Annotated in this window: 25 protein-coding genes; 15 read left to right on the top strand and 10 right to left on the bottom strand. The window is 70.6% G+C overall.

Going from position 1 to position 26,482, the window contains the following annotated elements; genetic code table 11:
- Window positions 1-4 precede the first annotated feature (4 nt).
- Window positions 5-637, bottom strand: a complete 633-nt coding sequence (locus VMF70_03920; protein HTT67152.1) for a MerR family transcriptional regulator — start codon at window positions 635-637, stop codon at window positions 5-7.
- A 180-nt stretch (window positions 638-817) separates the two neighbouring features.
- On the opposite strand from VMF70_03920, the gene VMF70_03915 reads away from it, so the two are divergent.
- From VMF70_03915 to VMF70_03895, 5 genes are read left to right on the top strand one after another with little or no spacing between them, the layout of a single operon-like run.
- A complete protein-coding gene (locus VMF70_03915; GenBank protein HTT67151.1) occupies window positions 818-1,936 on the top strand; it encodes an isocitrate/isopropylmalate dehydrogenase family protein in 1,119 nt (372 codons plus the stop codon).
- 8 nt (window positions 1,937-1,944) lie between these two features.
- The gene (locus VMF70_03910; protein ID HTT67150.1) at window positions 1,945-2,874 is read left to right on the top strand and encodes a hydroxymethylglutaryl-CoA lyase; all 930 of its coding nucleotides are present in this window, start codon (window positions 1,945-1,947) and stop codon (window positions 2,872-2,874) included.
- Complete coding sequence (locus VMF70_03905; protein ID HTT67149.1) at window positions 2,871-4,073, top strand: CaiB/BaiF CoA-transferase family protein; 1,203 nt, start codon at window positions 2,871-2,873, stop codon at window positions 4,071-4,073. Before VMF70_03910 ends, VMF70_03905 begins: the two co-directional genes overlap by 4 nt.
- A complete protein-coding gene (locus VMF70_03900; GenBank protein HTT67148.1) occupies window positions 4,070-5,386 on the top strand; it encodes a 3-isopropylmalate dehydratase large subunit in 1,317 nt (438 codons plus the stop codon). The genes VMF70_03905 and VMF70_03900 overlap by 4 nt, the downstream gene beginning before the upstream one ends.
- Entirely contained in the window at window positions 5,383-5,889 is a 507-nt protein-coding gene (locus tag VMF70_03895) for a 3-isopropylmalate dehydratase (protein HTT67147.1), read from the top strand. The genes VMF70_03900 and VMF70_03895 overlap by 4 nt, the downstream gene beginning before the upstream one ends.
- 70 nt (window positions 5,890-5,959) lie before the next feature.
- On the opposite strand, the gene VMF70_03890 is transcribed toward VMF70_03895, so the two are convergent.
- Complete coding sequence (locus VMF70_03890) at window positions 5,960-6,415, bottom strand: hypothetical protein (protein HTT67146.1); 456 nt, start codon at window positions 6,413-6,415, stop codon at window positions 5,960-5,962.
- 120 nt (window positions 6,416-6,535) lie between these two features.
- On the opposite strand from VMF70_03890, the gene VMF70_03885 reads away from it, so the two are divergent.
- Entirely contained in the window at window positions 6,536-6,961 is a 426-nt protein-coding gene (locus VMF70_03885) for a prepilin-type N-terminal cleavage/methylation domain-containing protein (GenBank protein ID HTT67145.1), read from the top strand.
- Window positions 6,962-7,299: 338 nt separating this feature from the next.
- Here VMF70_03885 and VMF70_03880 read toward each other — a convergent pair whose 3' ends face one another.
- The gene (locus tag VMF70_03880) at window positions 7,300-7,884 is read right to left on the bottom strand and encodes a YceI family protein (protein HTT67144.1); all 585 of its coding nucleotides are present in this window, start codon (window positions 7,882-7,884) and stop codon (window positions 7,300-7,302) included.
- Window positions 7,885-7,938: 54 nt separating this feature from the next.
- Entirely contained in the window at window positions 7,939-8,856 is a 918-nt protein-coding gene (locus tag VMF70_03875) for an NAD(P)H-binding protein (protein ID HTT67143.1), read from the bottom strand.
- Between the two features lie 149 nt (window positions 8,857-9,005).
- Between VMF70_03875 and VMF70_03870 the strand changes: the two genes are divergently transcribed.
- From VMF70_03870 to VMF70_03855, 4 genes are all read left to right on the top strand, one after another.
- Window positions 9,006-9,644 (top strand): TetR/AcrR family transcriptional regulator, encoded by a 639-nt coding sequence (locus tag VMF70_03870; GenBank protein ID HTT67142.1) that lies wholly within the window; start codon window positions 9,006-9,008, stop codon window positions 9,642-9,644.
- 4 nt (window positions 9,645-9,648) lie between these two features.
- A complete protein-coding gene (locus VMF70_03865; GenBank protein ID HTT67141.1) occupies window positions 9,649-11,115 on the top strand; it encodes a TolC family protein in 1,467 nt (488 codons plus the stop codon).
- A 72-nt stretch (window positions 11,116-11,187) separates the two neighbouring features.
- Complete coding sequence (locus tag VMF70_03860) at window positions 11,188-12,351, top strand: efflux RND transporter periplasmic adaptor subunit (GenBank protein ID HTT67140.1); 1,164 nt, start codon at window positions 11,188-11,190, stop codon at window positions 12,349-12,351.
- Between the two features lie 12 nt (window positions 12,352-12,363).
- Window positions 12,364-15,537, top strand: coding sequence for an efflux RND transporter permease subunit (locus VMF70_03855; protein HTT67139.1), 3,174 nt, complete (start codon window positions 12,364-12,366; stop codon window positions 15,535-15,537).
- A 3-nt stretch (window positions 15,538-15,540) separates the two neighbouring features.
- Here the strand turns inward: VMF70_03855 and VMF70_03850 are convergent, their stop codons facing one another.
- From VMF70_03850 to VMF70_03840, 3 genes are read right to left on the bottom strand one after another with little or no spacing between them, the layout of a single operon-like run.
- Window positions 15,541-16,287 (bottom strand): response regulator, encoded by a 747-nt coding sequence (locus tag VMF70_03850; GenBank protein HTT67138.1) that lies wholly within the window; start codon window positions 16,285-16,287, stop codon window positions 15,541-15,543.
- Window positions 16,284-17,129 (bottom strand): MqnA/MqnD/SBP family protein, encoded by an 846-nt coding sequence (locus VMF70_03845; protein HTT67137.1) that lies wholly within the window; start codon window positions 17,127-17,129, stop codon window positions 16,284-16,286. The genes VMF70_03850 and VMF70_03845 overlap by 4 nt, the downstream gene beginning before the upstream one ends.
- Before the next feature lies 1 nt (window position 17,130).
- A complete protein-coding gene (locus VMF70_03840) occupies window positions 17,131-17,931 on the bottom strand; it encodes a zinc ribbon domain-containing protein (protein ID HTT67136.1) in 801 nt (266 codons plus the stop codon).
- Window positions 17,932-18,005: 74 nt separating this feature from the next.
- Here VMF70_03840 and VMF70_03835 point away from each other — a divergent pair, with 74 nt between their 5' ends.
- The 5 genes from VMF70_03835 (at window position 18,006) to VMF70_03815 (ending at window position 22,741) form a co-directional block, all read left to right on the top strand.
- Window positions 18,006-18,497 (top strand): hypothetical protein, encoded by a 492-nt coding sequence (locus VMF70_03835; protein ID HTT67135.1) that lies wholly within the window; start codon window positions 18,006-18,008, stop codon window positions 18,495-18,497.
- Window positions 18,498-18,515: 18 nt separating this feature from the next.
- Entirely contained in the window at window positions 18,516-18,785 is a 270-nt protein-coding gene (locus tag VMF70_03830) for a hypothetical protein (GenBank protein ID HTT67134.1), read from the top strand.
- A 156-nt stretch (window positions 18,786-18,941) separates the two neighbouring features.
- Window positions 18,942-20,417, top strand: a complete 1,476-nt coding sequence (gene glnA, locus VMF70_03825) for a type I glutamate--ammonia ligase (GenBank protein HTT67133.1) — start codon at window positions 18,942-18,944, stop codon at window positions 20,415-20,417.
- Between the two features lie 130 nt (window positions 20,418-20,547).
- Entirely contained in the window at window positions 20,548-21,915 is a 1,368-nt protein-coding gene (gene glnA / locus VMF70_03820; protein ID HTT67132.1) for a type I glutamate--ammonia ligase, read from the top strand.
- Window positions 21,916-21,952: 37 nt separating this feature from the next.
- Window positions 21,953-22,741, top strand: a complete 789-nt coding sequence (locus tag VMF70_03815) for a TIGR01458 family HAD-type hydrolase (protein HTT67131.1) — start codon at window positions 21,953-21,955, stop codon at window positions 22,739-22,741.
- An 82-nt stretch (window positions 22,742-22,823) separates the two neighbouring features.
- Here the strand turns inward: VMF70_03815 and VMF70_03810 are convergent, their stop codons facing one another.
- Genes VMF70_03810 through VMF70_03800 form a run of 3 tightly spaced genes read right to left on the bottom strand, consistent with a single transcriptional unit; the run spans window position 22,824 to window position 26,116 of the window.
- A complete protein-coding gene (locus tag VMF70_03810; protein HTT67130.1) occupies window positions 22,824-24,968 on the bottom strand; it encodes a prolyl oligopeptidase family serine peptidase in 2,145 nt (714 codons plus the stop codon).
- Window positions 24,969-24,992: 24 nt separating this feature from the next.
- Entirely contained in the window at window positions 24,993-25,592 is a 600-nt protein-coding gene (locus VMF70_03805; GenBank protein HTT67129.1) for a methylated-DNA--[protein]-cysteine S-methyltransferase, read from the bottom strand.
- The gene (locus tag VMF70_03800) at window positions 25,589-26,116 is read right to left on the bottom strand and encodes an RNA polymerase sigma factor (GenBank protein ID HTT67128.1); all 528 of its coding nucleotides are present in this window, start codon (window positions 26,114-26,116) and stop codon (window positions 25,589-25,591) included. The genes VMF70_03805 and VMF70_03800 overlap by 4 nt, the downstream gene beginning before the upstream one ends.
- Between the last annotated feature and the right edge of the window lie 366 nt (window positions 26,117-26,482).

Below are 26,482 nucleotides of genomic sequence, written 5' to 3'. Positions count from 1 at the left end.
GGCGCTACTGTCCGGAGTCGGCGGCGGCCTCGCGAAGGGCGCGCGCCACCCGCTCTGCCAGGCGCTGGCGCTGGGCGGACGTGCGCGCGGCCGGGTGGTCGTGGCGCAGCGAGATCTCGGCCAGGTCGTCGAGCGCGATGCGGTACCAGGCCCCCGCGGGCGCGTTGCCGGGCTCGCCGCCCTCGGCCGCACTGCCGTTGGACGCTCGCCGGCCCACCGCCCGAGCCACCCGGCCCCTCGGTGCGACGGCGCCGGGAAACTGGATCTCCTCGGGAACCGGCAAGGTGCCCAGCGCCGTGGCGACCCGTTTCTCCAGGACGTCGCCCGGGGAGTCGGCGATGTCCTTCGTGATCGTCGCCAGGGTGGCGCCTTCCATCTGCCGCAGCTTGATCGACAGGAGCTGGAGCAGGTGCCGGTAGCCGTAGGTCGCCGCCGTCCCCCGGCCCTCGGGCGGGCTCATCAGGTGCCGGGTCACGTAGAAGCGGATCGTGCGATCGGACGGGTGACTCTGGGCCGCGGCGTTGATCGGCGTCACGCCGGAGGCGTCGAGAATGCCCCCGGAGATGGCCGCGAGGTCCCGGATGTTCCAGGGCGCGAGCTTGGCGTATTCGCGGAGCGCCAGTAGAGCGTCGCTCATGTCGTGCAGATTTCATATCCCGCGGCCGGGCGCAGCGCAAGGAGGGCATGGGCCGCGAGGCCTTGACGTTCGGCTCCCGCGCGCCCGCGCTTGTGGCGGCACCGCAAGCCTTTGCCGGGCGCAGGCAATTCCGGCGCGCTTCTTGCTGTTTTTGTGATGAGCCCCTGGGGAGCGGAGTGCATGGCTCAGTACAGAATCGCGTGGCTGCCGGGCGACGGGATCGGCAAGGACGTGATGGAAGCGGCTCGGATCGTGCTCGATGCCATCCGGCTGGACGCGGACTACCTGCCCGGCGACATCGGGTGGGACTACTGGTGCCGCGAGGGCGACGCCTTCCCGCTCCGCACCGTCGAGCTCCTCAAGGGCGTGCACGCGGCGCTGTTCGGCGCGATCACGTCGAAGCCCGCGCGAGCGGCCGAGGCCGAGCTCGCGCCCGCGCTGCGGGGCACCGGCCTCGTGTACCGCTCACCCATCGTCCGGATGCGGCAGATGTTCGATCTCTACGTCTGCCTGCGGCCGTGCCGGGCCTATCCGGGCAACCCGTTGAACTTCGGCGACGCGATCGACCTGGTGATCTTCCGCGAGAACACGGAGGACCTGTACGCGGGGGTCGAGTTCGCTCCCGTCCCGGCCGATCTTGCGGCGGCGCTGGCCCGGGCCTCCAAGCCGTTCGCGCCGTTCAAGGACCTCGCACCCGACGACTACGCGATCTCGTGCAAGGTCAACACCCGGAAGGGCTCCGAGCGCATCGTGCGGGCGGCGTTCGAGTACGCGAAGCGGAACGGGCGCCGCAAGGTCACGGTGGTGCACAAGGCGAACGTGGTGCGGGCGACGGACGGGCTGTTCCTCGAGGAAGCGAAGCGCGTGGCGGCCGGGTACGCGGGCATCCCGATGGACGACGCCAACGTCGACGCGATCTGCATGTGGCTGCTCAAGAACCCCCGGAGTTACGATGTGCTGGTGGCCCCGAACCTGTACGGGGACATCATCTCCGACCTCGCCGCGCAGATGGTCGGCGGGCTCGGCTTCGGCTGCTCCGGGAACATCGGGGAGCAGCTGGCCGTGTTCGAGCCGTCGCACGGCTCGGCGCCCAAGTACGCGGGCCAGTACAAGGTGAACCCCATCGCCACGATCCTGGCGGCCAGGATGATGCTCGAGTGGCTCGGCGAGCAGGCCAAGGCCGAGCGCGTCGAGCGCGCGGTCGCGGCGGTGATCCGAGCCGGGAAGGTCCGGACCTACGACATGGGCGGGACCAACACCACGCTCGAGGTGGCCGAGGCCGTGGCGGGGGCGCTGTAGGCCGGGCGATGGCCGTCGCCCAGGGCACGCGCGCGATCGTCCTGCACGAGGTCGGCTTGCGGGACGGGCTGCAGATGGAGCGGCAGATCGTCCCGACCGCGCAGAAAGCGCGGTGGGTCGGCGAGCTGGCCGCTTCGGGCCTGGACGTGGTCCAGGTCGGCTCGTTCGTCCATCCCGAGAAAGTGCCGCAGATGGCGGACACCGACCGGTTGTTCGGGGAGCTCGACCGTCCCGCGGGCGCGACGCTCTCCGCCCTCGTGCTGAACGAGCGAGGGCTGGAGCGCGGTCTGGCGTGCGGCGTGGAGCTGTTCTGCATGGGGGTGTCGGCGAGCGAGACCCACAGCCGGAAGAACACCGGGATGTCGACCGACGAGGCGACCGGGCGCATCGTCGCCATCGCGCAACGGGTGCTGGCGGAGCGCAAGCAGGTCCAGGTCTCGGTGCAGTCGGCGTTCGGCTGCGGGTACGAGGGCGCCGTGCCCGAGCGCCGCGTCCTCGACCTGGTGCGGCGGTTTCTCGACGCGGGCCTCCCCTGCATCAGCCTGGCCGACACGGCCGGGCACGCGGTCCCGGACCAGGTCGAGCGCCTGTACGCCGCCGTGTTCGCCGCCGGGCCCGGCGTCGAGGCGGCGTGCCACTTCCACAACACGTACGGCCTCGCCCTCGCCAACTGCTGGGCGGCGCTGCGCGCCGGGGTGACCTGGTTCGAATCGTCCGTGGCCGGCCTGGGCGGGTGTCCGTTCACGAAGGTCGCGGGCGGCAACACCTGCACGGAGGACCTGGTGCACCTGCTCCAGCGCTCGGGGCGGCGCCCCGACGTCCGGCTCGACCGGCTGATCGCGCTGGCCGGCGAGGTCGCCCGGTTCTTCGGGCGCGATCTGCCGGGCAGCGTGTACCGCACCGGCACGATCGCCGACGCCCTGGCGGCCCAGCCGTGAGCACGGCGAAGCTGCTGGGCCACATCCGGGTCCTCGACCTGACGAACGTGCTGTCCGGCCCGTTCGCCACGGCGCTCCTCGCGCTGCTGGGCGCGGAGGTGATCAAGATCGAGAACCCGGTGGACGGCGACCTGGCGCGCCGGCTCGGCAACGTGCCGGATCTCAACGACCGCCTGATGGGCACCAGCTTCCTCGCGCAGAACGCGAACAAGAAGTCCGTGACCCTGAATCTCAAGGAGCCGGAGGCGCGCGAGATCCTGCGCAAGCTGGCGCGGACGGCCGACGTCGTGGTCGAGAACTTCCGCCCCGGCGTGATGGAGCGGCTCGGCATCGCTTACCCCGTGCTCGCCGGGGAGAACCCGCGGCTCGTCTACTGCGCCATCTCCGGCTTCGGGCAGACCGGCCCGGACGCGATGAAACCCGCCTACGACCAGATCATCCAGGGTCTGAGCGGCGTCATGGCGATCAACGGCGACGAGCGACTCAATCCGCTGCGCTGTGGCTTTCCGGTGTGCGACACGGTGGGGGGGCTCAACGCCGCGTTCGCCATCATGGCCGCCCTGTTTCACCGCGAGCGCACGGGCGAGGGACAGTTCATCGACGTCGCCCTCGTCGATTCCATCATGCCGCTGATGGGCTGGGTGGCCGCCAACCTGCTGATCGGGCACCAGCAGCCGCAGCTGCTCGGAAACGACAACTTCACGGCGGCGCCCTCGGGCACGTTCGCCACCAGAGACGGCGCCATCAACATCGCCGCCAACAAGCAGGAGCAGTGGGAGGCGGTGGCGGACGCGCTCGGCGTGCCGGAGCTGAAGCGCGACCCGCGCTTCGCCAAGCGGGACGCCCGCAAACAGAACCGGCGGGCCCTGACCCCGCTCCTGGAGGCGAAGCTCCGGGAGCGCGACACCGAGCAGTGGGTGCACGTCCTGAACGAGCGCGGCGTCCCCTCGGGCGCGATCCTCGGGCTGGAGCAGGCGCTCACCCAGGCGCAGGTCGCCCATCGGGACACCATCCAGACCGTATGCGCCGAGGGTATCGGCGAAGTGAAGGTGTTCGGCCTGACCGCCAAGCTCGCCAAGACGCCTGGAGCGGTCGAGACGGCGCCGCCACGGCTGTCCGCGCACACCGAAGAGATTCTCGGCGGCTTGGGCTATTCGGCGGAGCAGATCGCGCGGCTGAAGGAAAGGGGCATCGTGTGACGGAGAACGCGCCCGGCCCGGGGATGACGGTCGTGCAGAAGATCCTCGCTCGTGCGGCGGGCAGGAAGGCGGTGGCGGTCGGCGAGGTGGTGGAGCCGGCCGTGGACCTCGCCATGAGCCACGAGAACGCGGCCCTGGTGATCAACCAGTTCCTCGAGGTCTTCCGCGGCACCGGCCTCGCGCCCGCCGTGTGGGATCCGGCGCGCCTCGCGATCATCTTCGATCACCGCGTGCCCGCCGAATCACCCAAGACGGCGACCAATCAGAAGAAGGTGCGCGAATTCGTCGCGGCGAACGGCATCGCCAAGTTCCATGACATCCGGGGCGACCGGGGCGGCATCTGCCACCAGATCCTGCCCGAGAACGGCTACGTGCGGCCGGGGGCGGTGGTCGTCGGCACCGACTCGCACACCACGAGCCACGGTGCCCTCGGCGCCTTCGCGTTCGGGATCGGCGCCACCGAGATGGCGAGCGTATGGACGCTCGGGTACGCGGTGAACGTCGAGGTGCCGCCCACCATCCGGGTGAACGTCACGGGCCGGATGCCGGAGATGATCAGCTCCAAGGACCTGATCCTGCATCTGGTCGGCAAGCTCGGCGCGGCCGGCGCCGCCTTCCGGGTGCTGGAGTTCCACGGCGAGGCCATCCGCGCCATGCCCACGTCAGGACGCCTGACCCTGTGCAACATGGCGGTCGAAGCCGGGGCGACGTCGGGCATCGTGCCGGCGGACGCCGAGACGCTGCGCTACCTCCGGGAGGAGGCGGGCGTCCAGGACGCCGTGCCGCTGGTCCCGCCCGATGCGGACGCGCCGTACGAGCGGTCGCTGGACGTGGACGCGTCGTCGCTGGAGCCGCAGGTCGCCTGCCCGCATACCGTGGACAACGTCCGTGGCGTCGGCGAGGTGGCGGGGCGGCACGTGGATCAGATCGTGATCGGCTCCTGCACCAACGGTCGGCTCGACGACCTGGCCATCGCAGCGCGCATCCTCAGGGGCCGCACGGTCGCGGCCGGCACGCGGATGCTGGTCTTTCCGGCGTCGGGTCGCATCTACCAGCAGGCGCTTGCCGCCGGATACCTGGCCGACCTGGCGGGCGCCGGAGCGGTGGTGATGAACGCCGGCTGCGGCCCCTGCCTGGGCGTCCACGAGGGAGCGCTCGGCGACGGCGAGGTCGCGCTGTCCACCACCAACCGCAACTTCAAGGGGCGGATGGGGAACCCGGCGTCCGAGGTCTACCTCTGCTCGCCCGCGGTGGCGGCCGCCTCGGCGGTGACCGGGCGCATCACGGACCCGCGCCTCGGGGGCGGACGGTGAGCGCGGCCAAGGCAGTCCTGGTGCTCGGCGACGACGTCTCGACCGACGTCATCTACCCCGGCCGCTACATGGCGACGGTCCTGCCGAGCGAAACGCCCCAGTACGCATTCGCGGATCTCGGTCCGTTCAACGCGGGACTGAAGAGTGGCGCCGTGCCGGCCGGCAGCGTGGTGGTCGCCGGGAAGAACTTCGGCTGCGGCAGTTCCCGCGAGCAGGCGGTTTCCACGCTGAAGGGGCACGAGCTGGTGATCGTGGCCTCGAGCTTCGCGCGGATCTTCCTGCAGAACGCGATCAACCTGGGGCTCAGGCTGGTGGAGGCGCCGGGCGTGGTGGCGTCCGAGGGCGACGAGCTGGCGGTGGGCGCGGCGGAGGTCGTGAACCTGGCGACGGGCAAGCGGTACGCGGCTCGGCCGCTGCCGGCGGCGCGTCAGGCGATCATCGACGCGGGCGGCCTCATCCCCTACACGCGCCGCCGCCTCCTGGAGCGGGCGGCGCGGCGCTAGGCGGCGGCCGGGGGCTCGGTAGCCCTCGTCGAGAGTGCGGCGTCGTGCGGGCGGCGCGGAGGACGCTCCATCATTCAGGAGGATTCGGCGGCGCCAGCTTCGGCGCGGCGGCGCCCCGGACCCGGCTCCACAAGGCGACGATCCCGATGAGAACGCCCGCGGCCTGGACCGACGACGCGGCCAGCGCGACGTACCGCCAGACCGGGGCCGACAGCTCGAGGTCGAAGAACTCGGCGACCCCGCGCACGACGGTCCCCGCCGTGAGCAGCCCGTAGGCGAGTCCGACCGCGAACGGGTGCGGCCCTACCGGCTGGCCGCGGCCGGCGCGCGGGAACAGCCAGAACGCGGTGCCGAGGATCATCATCAGCAGGAATCCCACCAGCAGCACGTGCACGTGCGCCACGATCATGCCCTGGCTGATCACCCCACCGACGGTCAGCCGGTATTCGAGCCACAAGCCGCCCATCAAGCCGAGGGCGAGGAAGGCGAAGGCCGTCCTGAGGTAGAGGCGTACCAGTGCGTGCATGAGCGCAGTCTAGCGAGGCCGCTCGCGCCGAGCCAGGGAGTGCCGCTGCGCCGCGGCCGAAGCATCCACTCCGCGACGGTCCGACACGGTGGCGGCAGGCTTCCGCGCTAGGTTGGCGGCATGCGTCGCGGATTCACGTTGCCGGAGCTGCTTTCCGTGGTCGCGATCGTGGGAATCCTGACGGCGGTCGTGACCCCTCCCCTGATCCGCTACCTCGACCAGGCATCGGTGCGCGAGGGCGTTGAACGCTTCGCGGCGCTCTACGCCACGACACGCCAACTCGCCATCTCGCGCGGCACGCTGGCGCGACTGGAGCTGGAACGTACCGCGCCCGTGGCCACCTTGTCCGTGCAGCGCGCCCCCGCCGCCTGGGATACGGTGGGTGTCTATCCTCTCGGGTCCTCCACGGTCACTTGCTCGAATCTCGCCATCGTGTTCGGGCCCTTGGGGCTCGGCTACGGGACGTCCAACACGCGCGTGATCTTCTCCCGCGGCGCGTCCGCCGATACGGTCACCACCTCCCGGACCGGGAGGCTCCGCCGCTAGCCGCCTGCAACCATGCGTGGCGTCCGCGCGTCTAAGCACTGAGAGGCGAGGGGAGCGATGCATGGGCGCGACGCCGATGGTCGGAGGTGACCGCGAGGGCAGGACGACGCCCCGAGGGCGGCCGAAGGAGAGGGTGGTGGCGGGCACGCCCGCAGAGTCGGGAGCGTGGGGCTACTGCGTCCACCCGTCGCTGCTGCCGACGATCTTCGCGCCCAGCGGTGACGTCCCGGCAAGCGAGCCGGTAAAGCAACCGACCGCGCGCAAAGTCTGACGGCGGCTTTGCCCGGTCCCAGGGCCCGGGGGTTCGCCCCCGGGCCGCTTGTTTTCCTTCGGGTCAATCAGGGTGGCGGGCCCCCGCCAAACGTCAGGTGAACGGTGACCGCGACGTCCGGAGCCACGTGCAGCACCAGGGCGCGTACCGGCGGGCGGATGCCGAAGTCGCGCATGTCGAGGCCGAACGTGGCCTCGACCTCCTCGCCGTCCGGTCGCGCAACGACGGAGCCCGTCGCGCGCAGCGGCCGCGTGACGCCGTGCGCCGCCAGTCGGCCGACCAGCACCACGCCGGTCGAGTCGCCAGCGGAGGAGCCAGCCTCCACGCTGTCGAGGTCGAAGCGGATCTCCGGAAAACTGTCGGCGCTCATCGTCTCCCGCATGTGTCGATCCCTCAAGCCGTTGCCCGTGCGCATTTCCGCGACGAGGACCACGGCCTGGCCCCGGATCTCGGCCAGCTGGCCGCCGGAAAACGCGGCCCGGGCCACGCGCGCCTGCCCCGTGAAGCGTCCGATGATGGTGGAGTGCAGGACGAAGGTCGCAGCGCCGCTGGCGAACGGCGCGGCCGCCACGGGTTGCGCGGTCCGGCCGACGACGGGCACCGCCGCCATCAGCGCCGCGACGCCGGCCGCGCGACACAGCGCTCGCCCCATTGCCCCTCCGCGGACCAAGAACCGGATTCGGCCGAGTGCCGGCCTCGCGCGTCGTTAGGAGGCTGCGGCCTGGCGGGCTGCGTACGGTGCGCAGATCTCGTCGGCAACGTCGGCGAACGCTCGCGGCGCGATGCCGAAGCGAGTCGCGATGGCGTTGTCGTTCGTCGTACTACCCTCCAGGAGCATCTGGAGTTGCTCGGGCGTGATCGGCGCCACGCTCGGAAGGGTGGTGCCGGCCGCGGCGGCGAATCGCGCCACGCCGACCGGCACGGCGATCCGCCGGCGGCGCACCCCCAGCGCGGTCTCGAGATGGTCCAGCATCCGGTGATAGGTCAGCGGCTCCGTTCCCGCCAGGTCGAAGCTGCCCCGGAGATCCGCACGCTCCAGCGCGCGTGCGAACGCCTCCGCCACATCGCCCAACCAGATCGGCTGCAGCTGGTAGCGGCCGTCCCCGATGACCGGCACGACCGGTGAGAACCGGATCATGTCCACCATGGTCTTGAGCGGTGGACTGCCCGGGCCTGCGATGAGCGAGGGTCTGAAGATCGCGTAGGGCACTCGACCGGCACGAACCGCTTCCTCGGCCCGCCACTTCGTCTGATGGTAGCGGGTGGCATCGACCTGACCCCGGGCGCCCAGGGCGCTCATGTGCAACAGCAGCGGCGTCCCTGCCTCGCGGGCAGCCTCCAGCACGGCCTCGGTGCCGGCGACGTGAACCGATTCAAAGGCGTGCCGCTCGGTCTCAACGATGATGCCCACGAGGTGGATCACCGCGCTGGCGCCTTCGAGCAGCGTCCTCAACGCGACCCGTTCGCCGAGGTCGCCTTCGACCAGCTCGGCCCCCTGGTCCCGCAGGGCTCCGGCGCGCTCCGGCCTGCGGACGAGCGCCCGCACCTCGTGGTCCCGCCTGAGCAGCTTGTGAACGACCGCCTGCCCGACGTACCCGGTCGCTCCAGTTATCGCGACGCGCATAGGCTGCGAAAATGTGGCGGGGACACCCGCACCGAAACCACCCCACGAAGTTGACCGTAGTACAGCTATGTTGACAGAACCACGGTCTATTAGTAGACTATGGTCGGAAATGACCGTTTCTCATAATTCTGGTACCGAGGCGGTTCACCGTGACTGAGCCGACGCAGGGACGGCGGGAGCGCAAGAAGGAGGAAACGCGGCGGCGGATCACGCTCGCGGCGTTCGAGCTGTTCCACGAGAAGGGCTTCGACGCGACCACCGTCGACGAGATCACGGAGCGGGCCGACGTCGCGAAGGGCACGTTCTTCAACTACTTCCCGCGCAAGGAGTCGGTGCTCGCCGCCCTGAGCGAGGAGTGGATGGAGCGGGCGGAAGAGCACGCGGCGCAACACGGGCGCACCGCCGGCGAGCGGATTCTGGCGCTGTTCGGCGGGGTGGCGGAGTCGTACGGACAGGATCGCGCGCTCGCCGGGATGCTGCTCCGGGTCAGCATGGAGCGGATGGTCTGTCCGGAGCCCGATCACTCGCGCAGCGGACTGTACCAGCGCGTGGTGCAGGTCGTGCGGGAGGGGCAGGACAGCGGGGAGTTCCGATCCGAGCTGCCGGCGGACTCGGTGTTCGGCGTATTCGCGTCGGTATTCCTGGGCACGCTGGTCTGGTGGATAGGCGGCGGGCCCCACCAGGCGCTGGTCCGCGGCAGCACGCTGAGCCTGCACGACGCGGTCGAGTCACAACTGACCATCGCCCTGGACGGCGTCCGCTGTCATACGGGCGAGGCCGGAGCGTAGGGCCATGCGCATCGCGATCCTCGTCGCCCTCGCCCTCGCGCCCGTTGCGGCCGGGGCCCAGCAGCCCGGGCCCGGTCCCCTGCGGCTGACGCTGGAGGGCGCCATCGAGCGCGCCCTGCGGTCGGGCAACGAGGTGCGGATCGCGGAGGCGGGCGTCCGCCAGGCCGAGGGTGAGGTGACCCAGGCCTGGGCGTCGGCGCTGCCGGAGATCCGTGCCAACGTCACCTACCAGCGGACCTTTGCGTCGGTGTTCCAGAGCCTCGGCTCTGGAGTCCCGGCGTTCGCGCCCGATAGCACGGCCCCCCTCGCGACCCGAGTCAGCTACCTGGAGAACAACGCGCAGTTCGCTGCGTTTCAGGGTCTCGGCAGCATGTTCGCGAACACGGGATTCGGGAGCCCGGACAGCTACGTCGCCACGCTCACCTTCAGCCAGACGCTGTTCCAGGGCGGCAAGGTCGGCGCGGGGATCCGCGGCGCCCACGCCTACGAGCAGGCCGCGCGGGCGCAGCTCGACGAGACGCGCCGGGACGTGACCTACCGGGTCACGCAGGCGTATCTGAACGCGCTGTACGCCCGGCGGATCGTGGACATCACGGAGGCGTCGCAAGTGCAGGTGAACGACCAGCTGCACCGCGTGTCCCTCAACCACCAGGTGGGGTCGTCCGCCGATTACGACCTGCTGCGCGCCCAGGTCGAGGCGGCGAACCAGGAGCCGCTGGTGATCGCGGCCCGCAACAGCCGTGACGTCGCCCTGCTGGAGGTCCGGCGCTTGCTGAACATCCCGGCCGATCAGCCCGTGGAGCTGGTGAGCGGGATGCTGCAGACGCCGGCCGACTCGCTGCCGCGCGTGGATCTCCCCGCCCTGGACCTCGACGTCGCCGGCCGCGCGGCCATCGAGGCCGCGCAGGCCAACGTCGCGTTCCGGCGCGAGGCGGTGCACGTGTATCACGGCGACTACTACCCGTCGGTGAAGCTGACCAGCTCGTTCGGCGGCCAGGCGTTTCCCCAGAGCGGCTTCCCGTCCCGGCTGACGGATTTCCACAAGGACTGGACGGCCGCGCTGGTGCTCTCGGTGCCGCTGTTCGACGGGCTTCGGACCCACGGCGCGGTACAGCAGGCGGAGGCCGACCTGTCGCGCGCGGAGGCGCAGCTGGCGCAGACCCGGGAGAGCGTGGCGATCGAGATCGAGCAGGCGAAGGCCGAGATCGTCCGCGCGCAGGCGCTGGTGGTGGCCCGGCACGTGACCGTGGGCCAGGCGGAGCGCGCCCAGCACCTGGCGTCGGTCCGGTACGCGAACGGGATCGCGACCGCGCTGGAGGTGTCGGACGCGCGGCTGGCGCTCGAGCAGGCCAGCGTCAACGAAGCGCAAGCGACCCGCGACTACCTGCTGGCGATCGCGGCGTTGGAGCGGGCGCTGGGGCACCCTGTGCCCACGCAGACGGCAGGAAACCGGGTGGCAGAGGGGCAGTAGGGTTGCGGGACGCCGAGTTGCGAGTGGTGACCAGACGCGAGTTCTGAGAGCACAGAAAAGGATCGGCATTCGATGACGGCATTTCGGTGGGCGACGGGGGTCATGGGGCTCGCCACGGCGCTGGTCCTAGGGGCCTGCGGTGCGAAGCAGGCGGGCGACGGGGCGTCGGCGGCCGAGACGAAGGCCCCGGCATCGCGGGATCTGGCGACCCTGAACGCGGCGGACGTCGCCGTCGCGCAGCGCGCGACGCTGCGAACCGGCATCCCGCTGAGCGGCGCCCTCGAGCCCAAGGTGCGGGTGACGGTGGGCGCGCCGATGGCGGAGCAGCTGGTCGAGATGTACGTGAACGAGGGCGACCGGGTGAAGCAGGGCCAGCCACTCGCCAAGTTCAAGGACCAGGTGCTGCAAGCCGCGGCCGCCTACGCCAACAGCGACGTGGCGACGCAGCGGGTGAACGTGCGGGTGGCGGAGGCGGAGTCGGCTCGCGCCGTGGCGCTGTTCGCCGAGGGGGCGATCGCGCAGCGCGACCGCGACAACGCGCTGGCGGCGCTGGAGGGGACGCGCTCCCGGCTGTCGCTCGCCGTCTCGCAGGCGGCCAACGCCGAAGACCGGCTGCGGAGCGCCGTGCTGACGGCCCCGGTGGCGGGGGTGATCAGCCGGAAGTACGCGCAGGCCGGCGACCGCATCGACAACGGCAAGCCGGTGGTGGAGCTGGTGGACACGCGGGTGTTGCAGCTCTCGGCGTCGGTGCCGACCGAGTGGCTGGGCGGACTCGTGATCGGCCGGCCGGTGAGCCTGACGGTCGCGCAGATGGACTCGACGCGCGTGGCCGGCCGGATCAGCCGGATCAACCCGACCGCCGACCCCGCGACGCGGCAGATCCAGATCTACGTCGACGTGCCGAACCCCCGCGAGACGCTGGTGGGCGGCCTGTTCGTCTCCGGGCGCGTGCTGACCCGCGAGGTCGCCAACGCGGTCGCGGTGCCGCGCCCCGCGGTGCGGTACGAGGGGGAGGACCGCGTCCCCTGCGTGTACGTGGTGAGCGGCGGGCGGATCGCCCGCCGTCCGGTGGGTGTGGGCGTGAGCGACGACGACGTCGGCCTCGTCGAGATCACCCATGGCGTGGCCGCGGGCGACACGGTCGTGATCGGTCCCATCGAGGGCCTCGCCGACGGCACGCCGGTGGCGATCGGCGGCGCACCGGCGCCGGCATCGGCCGCGCGGTCGGCGCGGTAGCGGAGCGACCGGATGTTCCTCTCGAACCTCTCCATCAAGCGGCCCGTCTTCGCCACGATGATGATGCTGGCGCTCGTCGTGCTGGGCCTGTTCTCGCTGCGGCGCCTGAAGCTCGACGACATGCCGGACGTCGAGCTGCCGTTCGTGATGATCCAGGTCCGCTACCCGGGCGCCAGCACCGAGGCGGTCGAGCGCGAGGTCACCAAGAAGATCGAGGAAGCCGTCAACCCGATCGAAGGCGTGGACCGCATCGAGTCCTCGTCGCTCGAGGGGTACTCGACGATCTTCATCCAGTTCACGCTCCAGACCAAGGTCATGAACGCGCAGGCGGATGTGCGCTCGGCGCTGGACGCCATCCGCGGGGACCTGCCCGACGAGATTGATCCGCCGATCGTATCGCGGTTCGACTTCCGGCAGAACCCGATCGTCAGCCTGGCGCTGTCGGGCCAGGGGTGGGCGCTGCGCGACCTGACCCAGCTGGCCACGGAAACCATCAGCCGCCGGCTCGAGACGGTGGACGGGGTGGGCAGCGTCACCGTGGTGGGCGGCCTGGAGCGAGAGATCCACGTCCTCCTGTTGCCGGCCCGCATGGACGCGCTGGGCGTGAGCCCGGACATGGTGATCGCCGCGCTGCGGCGCGAGAACATGGACACGCCCGCGGGGCGGGTGGAACAGGGCAACGCGGAACAGTTGGTGCGGGTCAAGGGCCGCATCACGGACCCCAAGGATTTCGCGGCGATCGCGGTGACGACGCGCAACGGGGTGCCGGTGCGGCTCGGCGAGGTGGCCCGCGTCGAGGACGCCCAGGAAGAGGAGCGCACCCTCGCGGAGTTCTCCGGCAAGCGCGCCATCGGCATTGACATCCGCAAGGTGTCGGGTGCCAACACGGTGGACGTCGCGAACGGCATCAAGCGCGTGATGGCGCAGCTCAACGGCGAGCTGCCCGCCGGCGTCCGGCTGGAGGTGGTGCGGGACAACTCGAAGTGGATCAAGGACTCCTTGGCGGACGTGCAGCTGGCGCTGATGCTGGGCGCGCTACTCACGGTATTGATCGTCTTCATCTTCCTGAATTCGTGGCGCTCCACGGTGATCACGGGCCTCACTCTGCCCGTGTCCATCATCTCGGCGTTTCTCGTCATCTACGCGATGAACTTCACGATCAACACCCTGACGCTGATGGCCCTGTCGTTGGCGGTGGGGATCCTGATCGACGACGCCATCGTGGTCCGGGAGAACATCGTGCGGCACGTGGAGCACGGGGAGGACCACTACACGGCGGCGAAGGAAGCTACGAGCGAGATCGGCTTCGCGGTGTTCGCCACCACGATGTCCATCCTCGCGGTGTTCGTGCCGGTGGCCTTCATGGGCGGGATCGTCGGTCGGTTCTTCTTCCAGTTCGGCATCACGATCGCCTTTGCCGTGGCAGTCTCCCTCTTCGTGTCGTTCACGCTCGACCCGATGCTCTCGTCGCTCTGGTATGACCCGCAGGCTGCCGGCCACGCCGAGCGCGGCCGAGTCGGCAAGCGGCTGGAGGCGTTCAACGGCCAGGTGCGGGACGTGGGGCGATGGTATCGTGGTGTGATCGCCTGGTCGTTGGACCACCGCGGTGCGGTGCTGGGGATCGCGGCGACGGCGTTCGCGGCCGCCATGGTGCTGATGGCCGTCGGGGCGGTGGGAGGGCAATTCGCGCCGACCACCGACCGGAGCGAGCTGCTCGTGACGATCCAGACGCCGGTGGGCTCCTCGCTCGGCTACACGCAGGCCAAGGGCGAGGAACTCGATCGGTACCTGCGGTCGCGCCCCGAAGTCGAGTACACCTACTTCACCATCGGCGGGGGAATGCAGCACACCGTCACCGATGGTACGATCTACGTGCGGATGAACCCGAAGAGTCAGCGCCGCTTGAGCGAGCAGGGTTTCCAACTCGTGCTGCGGAGAGAGTTGGCGTCGTTCAGGGGTGTGAAGACCGGGATCAGCGAGGCGGGTGGCATGGGCGGCGGCCAACTGCCGGTGCAGGTGAACATCCTCGGGCCCGACGTCGCGCGGTTGCAGGAGCTGAACGACCGGATGATGGCGGCGATCAAGGACGTGCCGGGGTTGGTGGACCTGAAGTCGAGCCTGGAAGGGCGCAAGCCGGAGTACGTGATCGACGTGAATCGCGACCTGGCGAGCAACGTGGGCCTCTCCATCGGCTCGTTGTCGAACACCCTGCGCGTCGTTCTCGCCGGCCAGACTGCCACCAGCTACGAGGACGAGACCGGGCTCACCCACGACGTGGTGGTGCGGGTCGCGCCCGAGTACCGCACCTCGTTCGACGACCTGGCACGCATCCCGGTCGCCACCAGCGCCATGAACCCGCGCACGCTGTCGCCGATCATGGTGCCGCTGGGGCAAGTGGCGCAGATCCACCCGAGCGGGGCACCGGCGGAGATCAAGCGCCTGTCGCTGGAGCGTATGGCGCGCCTGGAAGGCAACTACCAGGGCCGGGCGCTGACCAAGGTGATGGGCGACATCAAGAAACGAATGGCCACCGTCCCGCTGCCGCCGGGCTACCGGATCGACATCGGCGGCGAGACGAAGAACTTCGTCGAGACCGTCGGCTACATCATCGAGTCGCTGGCCCTGGCGATCATCTTCGTCTACTTGATCCTGGCTTCGCAGTTCGGCTCGTTCCTGCAGCCGCTGGCGATCATGCTCTCGCTGCCGCTCTCGATCGTCGGCGTGTTGGTCGCGCTGCTCCTGACCGGGGATACGCTCAACATGCTCAGCATGATCGGGCTCATCATGCTGATGGGCCTGGTCACGAAGAACGCGATCCTGCTGGTGGACTTCGCCAACAAGGCGCGGGAGCGGGGTGCCACGCGGCGGCAGGCGCTGATCGACGCCGGCGAGATCCGGTTCCGGCCGATCATGATGACCACGTTCTCGATGATCTTCGGCATGCTGCCGACGGCACTCGCCCTGGGCGAGGGGGGCGAGTTCCGGGCGCCGATGGCACGCGCGGTGATCGGCGGGCTCATCACCTCGACGATGCTGACCCTGATCGTGGTGCCGGTGGTCTACACCTACCTCGACGACTTCGGATCGCGGGTCCTGGCGTTCCTGACGGCGGGGAAGCGGGCGCGGGCGGCGGCGACGGCGCCGGCCCCGCCGGCGGGCGTGCCGGAGGGCGTGCCGGCGGACTAGCCGTCAACCCCCGGCGGTGCGGCCGTCCGTCGGCTTGGCGAGATCGGTCATCCGGGTCGTGCCGACGTAGGTCGTGGGCTGCTCGTGGTCCAGCTCCGCCAGGCGGCGCAGCAGCTCGGCGATACGCGCCAGCTGCGTCCGGGCCTGGGCCAGGGCCGCCACACTCGTGGAGGGGAAGTCCCGCTCATCGAGCGCGAGCAGGTCGAGCTGGGTGCTGAGCGCCATGAGCGGGTTGTTGATCTCGTGCGACAGCGCGACCACGATCTCGCCGATGGCAGCGCGCCGCTCCGCGCGGATCAGGTTGTGCTGCGCCACGGCCAGCTGGCGCTCGATCTCCCGGACCCGCACCACCCGCGCCAGCACCTCGGGCAGCAGCTGCGTGAAGCCGTCTTCCTTGATGATGTAGTCGTTGGCCCCGAGATGCAGCGCCTCCGCCGCCACCCGCTCGCTGCCGTGCCCGGTCATCATGATCACCGAGCCCTGATAGTCCGCCGCCCGGATCTCGCGCAGCGCGTCGAGGCCGGAGCGCGGCCCCTCGAGGCGATAGTCCATCAGGATGACGTCGGCGGAGGGTGCCAGCCGCACGGCCGCGTCGGCCGTGGCCGCGGTCCCGGCGCAGGCCAGCCCGGCCGCGGCCACCAGGAGCTCGACCAGGCGGGCCTGGGCCTCGTCGTCCTCGACGATGAGCACCCGCGGCACCGCCGGGGTGGTGCCGGCGGGCGGTGCGGTGTCGGCCGGCGCGGCGCTCACGCCGCCACGAACTCCGCGCGGACCGCGGCGGGCAGGACCCCCGCGCGGTGGCCTTCGTCGAGGAGGCGCTGGACGGCACGCTGCCCGGTGGGCCCCAGATCCACGGTGAAGTCGTTGACGTACATCCCCACGAACCGGTCGGTGCGCTCCGCGTCCATCCCCCGCGCGAAGCCCTGGGCGTGCGCCAGCGTCTCGGCGCGGTGTCCCAGGCCCCAGACGATCGAGGCCCTGAGGTCGCGCGCCACGTCGCGCACCAGGTCCGGCCCGAGGTCCTTCCGGACCACGTTCCCTCCGAGCGGCAGCGGCAGGCCGGTGTCGCGCGCCCACCACTCGCCGAGGTCCTCCCACAGGGTGAGGCCGCGGTCGGCGTAGGTCAGCTGGCCCTCGTGGATGAGCAGCCCCACCTCGACCCGGCCGGCGAGCACCGCGTCCTCGATGGCGTCGAAGGGGAGGATCGCGGTGCGTGCCCGGGGCTGATAGAGGCGCAGCGCGAGCGCGGCCGTGGTGAGCGCGCCGGGGATGCCCACCAGGCGCGACGCCAGCGCGGCCCTCGCGTCCGCGGGCCGGGCCTCCCGGGCCACGAGCCTGGGTCCGTAGCCGTCGCCGACGGAAGCGCCGTGCACCAGCAGCGCGTAGCGGTCGGCGAGGTGGGCGTAGGCGTGGAACGAGACGGCCGTCACGTCGAGCTCGCCAGCGACCGCGCGCCGGTTCAGCGTCTCGATGTCCGCCAACTCGTGCAGGTAGCGGCGGTCGCCGGTCTTCACCTTGCCGGCCGCGAGCGCGTAGAACATGAACGCGTCGTCGGAGTCCGGGCTGTGCGCCACCCGGATGTCGCGCGGCACGCTAGGATCCGGCCGCCGCGGCGCCGGCCCGCTGGGCCCGGCTGCGGGTATCCTGGAGCATCTGGGCGTGCTCCTGGTACTCGGGGCGCTTGCGGGCCAGTTCGGCGTCGTAGTTCCGGAGGAACGCCTCGTAGGCCCGGCGCGCCTGGGCCGCGTTGCCCTGAGCCTCCGCGGCGCGGGCCTTGAGGAGCCACCCGAACAGGTGATTGGGCGCACTCGTGAGGATGGTGTCCCCCTGGGCCGCCGCCGCGACCGTGGCCCCGATGGCGAGCTGCACCAGGCCCAGGTGCAGCCGGGCGTCGGGATCGAGTTCGCCGCCGAGATTGGCATAGGCCTGCAGCGCCATCGGGGCGAAGAAGCTGACCTGCGAGCTGTCGCCGGCCTCGTACGCGGTCATGATGCGGTTGTACAGCCGGTCGGCCTGCTCGCGCGGCGTCATCGTCGACAGGTCCGTGGTCGCGCGCTCGCCTTCGGGGGGCGCACCCTGGGTCGCCGCGGCGGTCGCCGGCGGGGCGCTCTTCCTCGCGACCACCACCACGACGACCACCAACAGCGCGAGGACGCACACCCCGGCCACGTACCACGCCAGCCGGTCGACCGTGGCGGCGCGGGACCGGGGGGCGGCCACGCTGGCCGCCCGCGCGACCGGCTCGCCGCACTCGGCGCAGAACTTCGCCCGCGCCGACAGCTTCGCCCCGCAACTCCGGCACGTGGTGGGCGCGAGGGAGGCGCCGCACTCGGCGCAGAACTTGCCGGCCGACTGGGCGCCGCAGTTGGGGCACGTCTTGGTATCGGGAGCCATCGCTCTAACCTAGAGCGGGAACGAAAGGCATGGCAACTCTGGAACTCCGCGCGGCAGCCGCCTAGCTTGCACCCATGTCCCTGGTCAGCCAGGCCTACCGGGATGCCGGCGACGCGATCGGGCGCCACGCGAACGAGATCGCCGCGAGCTGGCGGGACCTCGTGCGGGGCGACGCCGCCATCGCGGGGGACGAGCGGCTGCCCGACCTCCTGCTCACCAACCAGGTGCCGGCGCTGCTGGCCGACATCGCGCTGGCCTTGAGGGAGGGCGAGGACGGCGCGTCGCCCGACCGCTCCATCGCACGTCGTCGCCGCGGGCTCCGCTTCGGCAAGCTGCGGGGGCTGGCGCGCTACGACGCGGCCGACCTGTACCGCGAGTTCCGCCACCTCCGCCACGCCATCTGGCGGTTCCTCAGGCGCGGCCTCGACTGGGGACGCGGCGACGCGTTCGAGGTGATGCTGGCGATCGACCAGTACCTCGACGAGGTCATCGGCGCCAGCCTGAGGGGCTACGTCGAGGCCTCCGAGCGCGCCGCCGAGCGGGAGCCGGCGGACCCCCGGGACTAGGCGCCGGGCGGCGCCGTCATGGAGCCTTCCCCGCGCTTTTCCTGGATGCCCGGGGCGCTCCACCTCGGGCAGCTGGCCCGGGCTGGGGCGCGCTGGGAGGTATACCTGCAGTCGGAGCCGCACCCCGACGTGGGCGCCATCCGCGGGCGCCTCCACTTCGTGTCCCTCGACCGGCACCGCGCCACCGCCTGGATCTTCCTCGAATGGACCGCCAAGGAAGTGGTGGACCGGGCCCGCCAGTTCTCGGCCGTCGAGCTGTGGAGCTTCCTCGAGGCCCTCGCCCCGTAGGTGCCACACCTGTCGCACGTTCGCATCACAAAATGCACGAGTAAGGCAAGGCCCCAGAGCAAGTTAGACACGATCGTGCGATTTGCACGCTTCTTGCTTGACAGTTTGCACGACCGTGGGTAGTTTCGCCGACTTCTTTTCGCAGAGGATCTCGTTATGGCCGCCACCGTCGCCAAGACCGCCTCCAAGCGCAGCACCTCCAAGGCCTCGGCCGCTCAACCCGCCGACGTGATCCGCCTGGCAAAGGACAGCGGGGTCCAGGTGATCGACGTGCGCTTCACCGACCTGCCGGGCACCTGGCAGCACTTCTCGATACCCGTCGGTGAGCTGAGCGAGGACATGTTCGAGGAGGGACTCGGGTTCGACGGCTCGAGCATCCGCGGGTTCCAGGCCATCAACGAGAGCGACATGCTGCTGTTGCCGGACCCCGCGTCGGCGTTCGTGGATCCGTGCCTCAAGGTGCCGACCCTGGTGCTGGTGTGCGACATCAAGGACCCCATCACCGGGGAGCGCTACAGCCGCGACCCGCGGTACGTGGCGCAGAAGGCCGAGCAGTACCTCGTCAAGAGCGGCATCGCGACGACGTCGTACTGGGGCCCCGAGGCCGAGTTCTACATCTTCAACTCCGTGCGCTTCGACCAGAATGCCCACGAGGGCTACTACCACATCGATTCCGAAGAGGGGATCTGGAACTCGGGGAAAGACGGCGGCACGCCGAACCTCGGCCACCGGCCGCGGCACAAGGAGGGCTACTTCCCGGTGCCGCCGGTGGACCGACTCCAGGACCTGCGCTCGCGCATCATGCTGGCGCTCATCGCGTCCGGGATCAACGTCGAGGTGCAGCACCACGAGGTCGGGACGGCGGGACAGGCCGAGATCGACATGCGCTTCGGGACGCTGATCCGGATGGCGGACCAGATCATGATGTACAAGTACATCGTCAAGGGCGTCTGCCACGAGAACGGCTACACGGCGACCTTCATGCCCAAGCCGATGTTCGGCGACAACGGCTCGGGGATGCACGTGCACCAGAGCCTGTGGAAGAACGGCACCAACCTGTTCTGGTCGGAGCGGGGCTATGCCGGGCTCTCGGACATGGCGCGCTTCTACATCGGGGGCCTGATCAAGCACGCGCCGGCGCTGCTCGCGTTCGCGGCGCCGACGACGAACTCGTACCGGCGGCTGGTGCCAGGGTACGAGGCGCCGATCAACCTGATCTACTCGCAGCGCAACCGCAGCGCGGTGTGCCGGATCCCGATGTACTCGAAGTCGCCCAAGGCGAAGCGGATCGAGTTCCGGGCGCCCGACCCGTCGGCGAACCCGTACCTCACGTTCGCCGCGCTGCTGATGGCCGGCCTGGACGGGATCAAGAACCGCATCGAGCCGCCGGCGCCGATCGACAAGGACCTCTACGACCTGGAGATGCACGAGCGCAAGCGCGTGAAGAACACGCCCGGCTCGCTGGTCGAGGTGCTCGATGCGCTCCAGAAGGACAGTCAATTCCTACTCCAGGGCGGGGTGTTCACGCCGGATCTCCTGGACACCTGGGTCGAGTACAAGACCAAGAAGGAAGTGGAGCCAGTAGCGCTGCGGCCGCATCCGTACGAGTTTTTCCTGTACTACGACGGATGAGCCGGTTCCCGCCTAACATGGAGTGTCAATGACCCCACGAGCGCGCAGGGTGCGCGCAGCGGTGTCAGGCGAGGCGGGCGCGACGGTCGTCGCGCCCGTTTCGTCTCATGCCGTGATGCGACCGTTGCCCATGGCACTGGACGCCGACTACCGCGCGATGGTGCGGTCGAAGGACGTCACCAAGACCGACATTCTGGAGGTGTGCGACCGTCTCGGTGTCCGCTTCCTGCGCCTCCAGTTCACCGACATCCTCGGCGTGGTCAAGAACGTCGAGGTGCCGCGCAGCCAGTTCGAGAAGGCCCTCGACGCGCAGATCATGTTCGACGGCTCTTCGATCGAGGGCTTCGTCCGGATCGAGGAATCGGACATGCTGCTGGCGCCGGACCTCACCACGTTCCGGATCTTCCCCTGGGGCGCCGAGAGCGGGCTGGTGGCGCGGCTGATCTGCGACATCCGCAACACCGACGACTCGGACTTCGCGGGCTGCCCGCGGCTGGCCCTGAAGCGGCAGGTGGCGCGTGCGCTGACGCTCGGCTACACGATGATGGCCGGGGTCGAAGCCGAGTTCTTCCTGTTCTACAAGGACGCGCACGGCGACCCGACGACCGAGGTGCACGACGTCGCCGGCTACTTCGACGTGGGACCGGTGGACCGCGGCGAGCAGGCGCGGCAGCTCATCGTGGCGGATCTCGAGGAGATGGGATTCGAGGTCGAGGCCGCCCACCACGAGGTCGCACCCGGCCAGCACGAGGTGGACTTCCGCTATGCCGACGCGCTCGCCACGGCGGACGACCTGGCGACGTTCCGGGTGGTCGTGCGGAGCGCGGCGGAGCGCTACGACCTGGTGGCGAGCTTCATGCCCAAGCCGATCTTCGGTCAGAACGGCTCGGGGATGCACACCCACCAGAGCCTCTTCAAGGGCGACCACAACGCGTTCTACGACCCGAAGGCGGAGTGGCAGCTGTCGAAGGTCGCGCTGCAATACATCGCGGGCCTGCTCGAGCACGCGCGCGGCTTCTGCGCGGTCACGAACCCGCTGGTGAACAGCTTCAAGCGGCTGGTGCCGGGGTACGAGGCGCCGGTCAACATCGCCTGGAGCATGAAGAACCGCTCGCCGATGATCCGGATACCGGACCGCCGTGACTCGGGGACGCGGTGCGAGCTGCGCATGCCCGATCCGTCGGCCAACCCGTACCTCGCGCTCGCGGTGCAGCTGGCGGCGGGCCTCGACGGGATCGAGCGCAAGCTGACGCCGCCGGACCCCGTGAACAAGAACATCTTCACCATGACGTACCGGGAGCGGCGGCACCACCGGATCGACGACTTGCCGCGCGACCTGCACGAAGCGCTCGATTGCCTCGAAAAGGACCCGGTCGTGCTCAGCGCGCTGGGCGAGCACATCGCCGGGCGCTACGTCGATGCGAAGCGCGCCGAGTGGGCCGAGTACATCTCACAGGTGAGCGAGTGGGAGATCAGGAAGTATCTGGGGCAGTACTGACGGGACGTGAGAGGTGAGAGGTGAGTAGTGAGAAGTGATGGCTGAGAGGGGGCTGGTTCCCGGCGCCTTCCTGCTGGACCTGGACGGAACGCTGTACACCGACGCGGGGGCAGTGCCCGGCGCGGTCGAGGCGCTGGCCGAGCTGCGGCGTCGCGGCGTCCCGCTCCGTTACGTCACCAACACCACCCGGCGGTCGCGCCGCCGCCTGGCGGACCGCCTGGCAGGCTACGGCTTCGCCGCGGAGACGGCCGAGATCGTCTCGGCGCCGATGGCCTGCGTCGCGATGCTGGAGGCCCGCGGCGCAACGCGGGTCGCCGCCTTCGTGGCCGACGAGACGCTGGAGGACTTCGCGGCCTTCGACCTGACGTCGGCGCGGCCCGAGGCCGTGGTGATCGGCGACCTCGGCGACGCGTGGGATTTCGCCAGGCTGAACCGCGCCTTCCTCCAGTTGATGGAGGGGGCGGACCTGATCGCGCTCCAGCGGGATCGGTACTGGCTGCGAGGCGACGGCCTGGCGCTCGATGCCGGCCCGTTCGTCGCGGCGCTCGAGTACGCCACGGGCAAGACGGCCGTCGTGTGCGGCAAGCCCTCGGAGGCGTTCTACCGCGCCGCGGTGGCGTCGCTGCCGGCCGAAGTCAGGGCCGAGCCCCGCCGCGTCGTGATGGTCGGCGACGACCTGTGGGGCGACGTCGAGGGCGGGCAGCGTGCCGGGCTGGCCGGCTGGATGGTGCGGACCGGGAAGTTCCGCGAGGAGCTGCTCGCCGCCAGCGGCATCGTTCCGGACCGGATCATCGACTCCGTGGCGGAGCTGCCGGGCCTGCTCTGAGTTCCGAGTCCTGCCGCCTCGCAGCCACTCGCAACTCGGCGCCTCGCACCTGATCTGAATGGCGCGGTCTCCGCTCTGCCGGCTACGGAGGCGGCAGGGTCATGCCCAGGTTCCTGACCAGAAACGCCCACTGGTCGGTCACCAGCTCGATCTGCTTCGACACGGGCATGCCGCCCCCGTGGCCGGCGCGCGTCTCGATCCGGATCAGGATCGGCGCGGGGCCGGCCTGCGCCGCCTGGAGCGTGGCGGCGTACTTGAACGAGTGCCCGGGCACGACCCGGTCATCGTGGTCCGCGGTGGTGATCAGCGTGGCGGGGTAGTTGGTCCCGGCGCGGAGGTTCTGCAGCGGCGAGTAGGCGTACAGGTACGGGAACTGGCTGGCGCTGTCGGACGAGCCGTACTCGGTCACCCAGGCCCAGCCGATCGTGAACTTCTGGAAGCGCAGCATGTCCATCACGCCGACGGCCGGAAGCGTGGCGCCGAACAGGTCGGGCCGCTGGTTCTCCACGGCGCCGACCAGCAGGCCGCCGTTCGACGCGCCCTCGATGGCGAGCCTGGCCGGCCGCGTGTAGCCCTGACCGACGAGGTACTCCGCCGCCGCGACGAAATCGTCGAATACGTTCTGCTTGTGCTCGTGCATCCCCGCCCGATGCCAGTCCTCGCCGTACTCGCCGCCGCCGCGGATGTTCGTGAGCGCGAGAACGCCCCCCAACTCGAGCCACACCGCGTTCGCCACCGAGAAGTAGGGCAGGTTGCTGATGTCGAACCCGCCGTACGCGGTGAGCAGAACCGGGTTGGTGCTGTCCCTGGCCAGGCCGCGGCGGTGCGTCAAGAACATCGGCACCCGCGTGCCGTCCTTGCTGCGGTAGAAGACCTGCTCGGTTTCGTAGCCGCCCGGGTCGAAGTCGAGCCGCGGCGCCTTCCACACCGCGCCCGCGCCGGCCGCGACGTCGTAGCGGAAGATCGTGGTGGGGTACAGGAAGGAGGTGAACGCGTAGAACATCTCCGGGCCGTCTGCCCGGCCGCTCACGGCTCCCACGGTCCCCAGGCCGGGCAGGGCGACGTCCCGGACGCTCTGGCCGTCCGCGTCGAAGATCGCGAGGCGGCTGTGGGCGTCCTGCAGGTACCGGGCGACGAAGCGCCCGCCCACCAGCGTCACGCCGTCCAGGACCTGGTCGGTCTGCGGGATGATCTCCTTCCAGTCGGCGCGGGCCGGGTGGCGCGTGTCCACCGCGACCAGCCGGCCGCGCGGGGCGTCGAGGTTGGTGGTGAAGTAGAAGATCGGGCCGCGATTGCCGACGAAGCCGTAGCTGGCGTCGAAGCCATCCAGCAGCCGCACCACGCGGCCGGTCACGCGCGGGCGCCGCGCGCTGCCGAGGTCGAGGTAGTAGATCCGGTTCCGGGAATCGGTGCCGAGCGAGACGGAGATGATCAGGTAGCGCCCATCCTCCGTGACGCCGCCGCCGAAGCCCCAGTCCGGCTGGTCGGGCCGTTCGTACACGAGCCGATCCGCCGCTTGCGGCGTGCCGAGCCGGTGATAGTACAGCTTCTGGTTCTTCACCACGGCCTGCAGGAGGTTGCCGGCGGGCGTGGGAAAGCGGCTGTAGTAGAATCCGGCGTTGTCCTGGGTCCACGAGAGGCCCGAGAACTTGATCCACCGCAGCCGGTCGGGCAGGTCACGGCCGGTGGCGATGCGGCGGACGCGCAACTCGATCCAGTCCGACCCGGCGGCCGCGGTGCCGTAGCCGAAGTACCGGCCGTCGTGCGACACGTCCCAGGTGGTGAGCGCCACGGTGCCGTCCGAGGACAGCGTGTTCGGGTCGATCAGCAGCTGCGGCGGTGCCTCGAGGGACCGCTGCCAGTAGTAGACCGACTGGTTCTGGAGGCCGTCGTTCCTGGTGTAGACGTACGTGCCGCCCTCGCGGCCCGGAACGCCGTAGCGCTCGTAGTTCCACAGCCTGGTGAGACGGTCCCGGATGCGCGCGCGCTCCGGGATGCCGGCGAGGTACGCGAGAGTGACGCAGTTCTCCGCCGCGACCCAGGCCTTCGTATCCGCCGCGTCGGTGTTCTCCAGCCAGCGGTACGGGTCGCGGACCGCCGTGCCGAAGTAGCTGTCTACCTGGCTGTCGGCGCGGGCTACCGGCCGGGCGCACCCGGACGTCTGGGCGTGGGCTGCCGGCGCGGCGAGGGCCGCCAGCGCGGCGAGGCGAAGCAGGGTCGTGCGCATGCGTGTCCTCCGGGATCCCGCAATCTACAGCGTCGCGGGTCGCGCGCCTTCGTGGGCCAGGAGCCACTCCTTGATCCGGACGCCCCCGCCGTAGCCGCCGAGGGAGCCGTCGGCCCGCAGCACCCGGTGGCACGGGACCACGATCGCGACGGGATTGACGTGCAGTGCGTTGCCCGCCGCGCGCGACGCCCGCGGCGAGCCTGCCCGCGCGGCCACCTCGCTGTACGTGGCGACCCGGCCGGCCGGAATCCGGGCGGTGGCGTCGAGCACGCGGCGCTGGAAGGTCGGGAGGTCCGAGAGGTCGACCGCGATGTCGAAGTCGAGGCGCCGGCCGGCGAAGTAGCGCTCGAGCGCGCGGCGCACGTCGTCCAGGGCGGCCGTGCGGAGCACCGGCACGTCGCCGTGCTCGGCGAGCAGGCGCCGCAGGAACTCGTCCTCGTCCTTGACGTAGCTGAGATGCCGGAGCCCCCGGGCGCCGCTCGCGAGTCCCAGCACGCCCACCGGCGTGTCGTCCATCATCGCGTAGCGCAGCGGCGCGCTCCGGCGCCCGGTCAGCTCGCCAAAGGCGCCGAGCACGATGTGCTCCACGGCGCGGCGCTCGGCTTCGACCCGTTCGGTGATCATCGTCGGCTCACTCCCCGGCGGAGCTTCTTGGTCGCCTGATAGACGTTGGCGCGCGCGGCGGCGGCGGAGCCGCCCAGGCGCGATGCGATTTCCGCGTAGTCCAGCTCGTCCACGATCCTGAGCGTGAGCGCGAGGCGCTGTCGCTCGGGCAGCCGCGCCACGTTCGCCCACAGAGTCTCGCGGTCCGGATCGAGATCACCGGTGCGGGTCTCGGTCTCCGGCTCCGCGGCCGTGTCGCGCTCGGCGGCGTGGCGCTCGAGCGCCGCCCGCTCGCGAGAGCGCGAGCGGAGGTGGTTGAGCGAGCCGTTGGTGGCGATCCGGTACAGCCAGGCCCGCGTGTTGGCGCCGGACGGGAGTCGCGCCAGCGCGCCGTGCGCGCGGATCAGGGTGTCCTGGAGAATGTCCTGCGCGGCGTCGTCATCGCGCACCATGCGCCGGATGTGCCGCGCCAGCTCTTCCCCGTGCTTCGCCAGCAGCACGGCGATGCGATCGGCGGCCCGCTCGGTGATCAGGGGTGGCATCATGACTCGCAGGTTAGGACACCGGAGCCGGCGCCGCGTGAAATCGGCGCCGGTCCGTGCGGCGCGACCCCGGGGGCTCGACCGCCGCGCAGGTTCTCCGAGCATTGTTGTCGGCAAATCGGGCACGGAGGTGCGGGGTCGCTCTTGCCCTCGGCGGCGCCGCCTCGTACTGTGCGGTACGCGCGCTAGCCGACGCGCGTACGTCCGACCCGGTGGGTCGGGGCCGGGCGTGGCTGGCGCGGCGAGCCAAGGTTTCCCACCGCAGATCGTTCTTGGCTGCGCGCCTTTCATCGCGATGCCTGTCGCGCAGACAGTATCGTGATGAACGAGCCCCCGGGGAGCGATCCCCGGGGGCTTCGTGTTGGAGCC

It is taken from the genome of Gemmatimonadales bacterium (assembly GCA_035502185.1).
GTDB lineage: Bacteria > Gemmatimonadota > Gemmatimonadetes > Gemmatimonadales > JACORV01 > Fen-1245.
Note: the sequence above shows the minus strand (reverse complement) of the source record. Positions and strands in the feature narration are given on the sequence as shown.

Bases quoted from the DNA above. Each gene is read 5' to 3' on its own strand.
- VMF70_03875 (HTT67143.1), bottom strand. From the start codon at position 8,856: ATGCGCGTCGCGATAACTGGAGCGACCGGGTACGTCGGGCAGGCGGTC.
- glnA (HTT67132.1), top strand. From the start codon at position 20,548: ATGGCACTGGACGCCGACTACCGCGCGATGGTGCGGTCGAAGGACGTC.
- VMF70_03855 (HTT67139.1), top strand. From the start codon at position 12,364: ATGTTCCTCTCGAACCTCTCCATCAAGCGGCCCGTCTTCGCCACGATG.
- VMF70_03920 (HTT67152.1), bottom strand. From the start codon at position 637: ATGAGCGACGCTCTACTGGCGCTCCGCGAATACGCCAAGCTCGCGCCC.
- VMF70_03890 (HTT67146.1), bottom strand. From the start codon at position 6,415: ATGCACGCACTGGTACGCCTCTACCTCAGGACGGCCTTCGCCTTCCTC.
- VMF70_03915 (HTT67151.1), top strand. From the start codon at position 818: ATGGCTCAGTACAGAATCGCGTGGCTGCCGGGCGACGGGATCGGCAAG.
- VMF70_03840 (HTT67136.1), bottom strand. From the start codon at position 17,931: ATGGCTCCCGATACCAAGACGTGCCCCAACTGCGGCGCCCAGTCGGCC.
- VMF70_03910 (HTT67150.1), top strand. From the start codon at position 1,945: ATGGCCGTCGCCCAGGGCACGCGCGCGATCGTCCTGCACGAGGTCGGC.
- VMF70_03815 (HTT67131.1), top strand. From the start codon at position 21,953: ATGGCTGAGAGGGGGCTGGTTCCCGGCGCCTTCCTGCTGGACCTGGAC.
- VMF70_03830 (HTT67134.1), top strand. From the start codon at position 18,516: ATGGAGCCTTCCCCGCGCTTTTCCTGGATGCCCGGGGCGCTCCACCTC.
- VMF70_03810 (HTT67130.1), bottom strand. From the start codon at position 24,968: ATGCGCACGACCCTGCTTCGCCTCGCCGCGCTGGCGGCCCTCGCCGCG.
- VMF70_03880 (HTT67144.1), bottom strand. From the start codon at position 7,884: ATGGGGCGAGCGCTGTGTCGCGCGGCCGGCGTCGCGGCGCTGATGGCG.
- VMF70_03860 (HTT67140.1), top strand. From the start codon at position 11,188: ATGACGGCATTTCGGTGGGCGACGGGGGTCATGGGGCTCGCCACGGCG.
- VMF70_03805 (HTT67129.1), bottom strand. From the start codon at position 25,592: ATGATCACCGAACGGGTCGAAGCCGAGCGCCGCGCCGTGGAGCACATC.
- VMF70_03800 (HTT67128.1), bottom strand. From the start codon at position 26,116: ATGATGCCACCCCTGATCACCGAGCGGGCCGCCGATCGCATCGCCGTG.
- VMF70_03835 (HTT67135.1), top strand. From the start codon at position 18,006: ATGTCCCTGGTCAGCCAGGCCTACCGGGATGCCGGCGACGCGATCGGG.
- glnA (HTT67133.1), top strand. From the start codon at position 18,942: ATGGCCGCCACCGTCGCCAAGACCGCCTCCAAGCGCAGCACCTCCAAG.
- VMF70_03885 (HTT67145.1), top strand. From the start codon at position 6,536: ATGCGTCGCGGATTCACGTTGCCGGAGCTGCTTTCCGTGGTCGCGATC.
- VMF70_03865 (HTT67141.1), top strand. From the start codon at position 9,649: ATGCGCATCGCGATCCTCGTCGCCCTCGCCCTCGCGCCCGTTGCGGCC.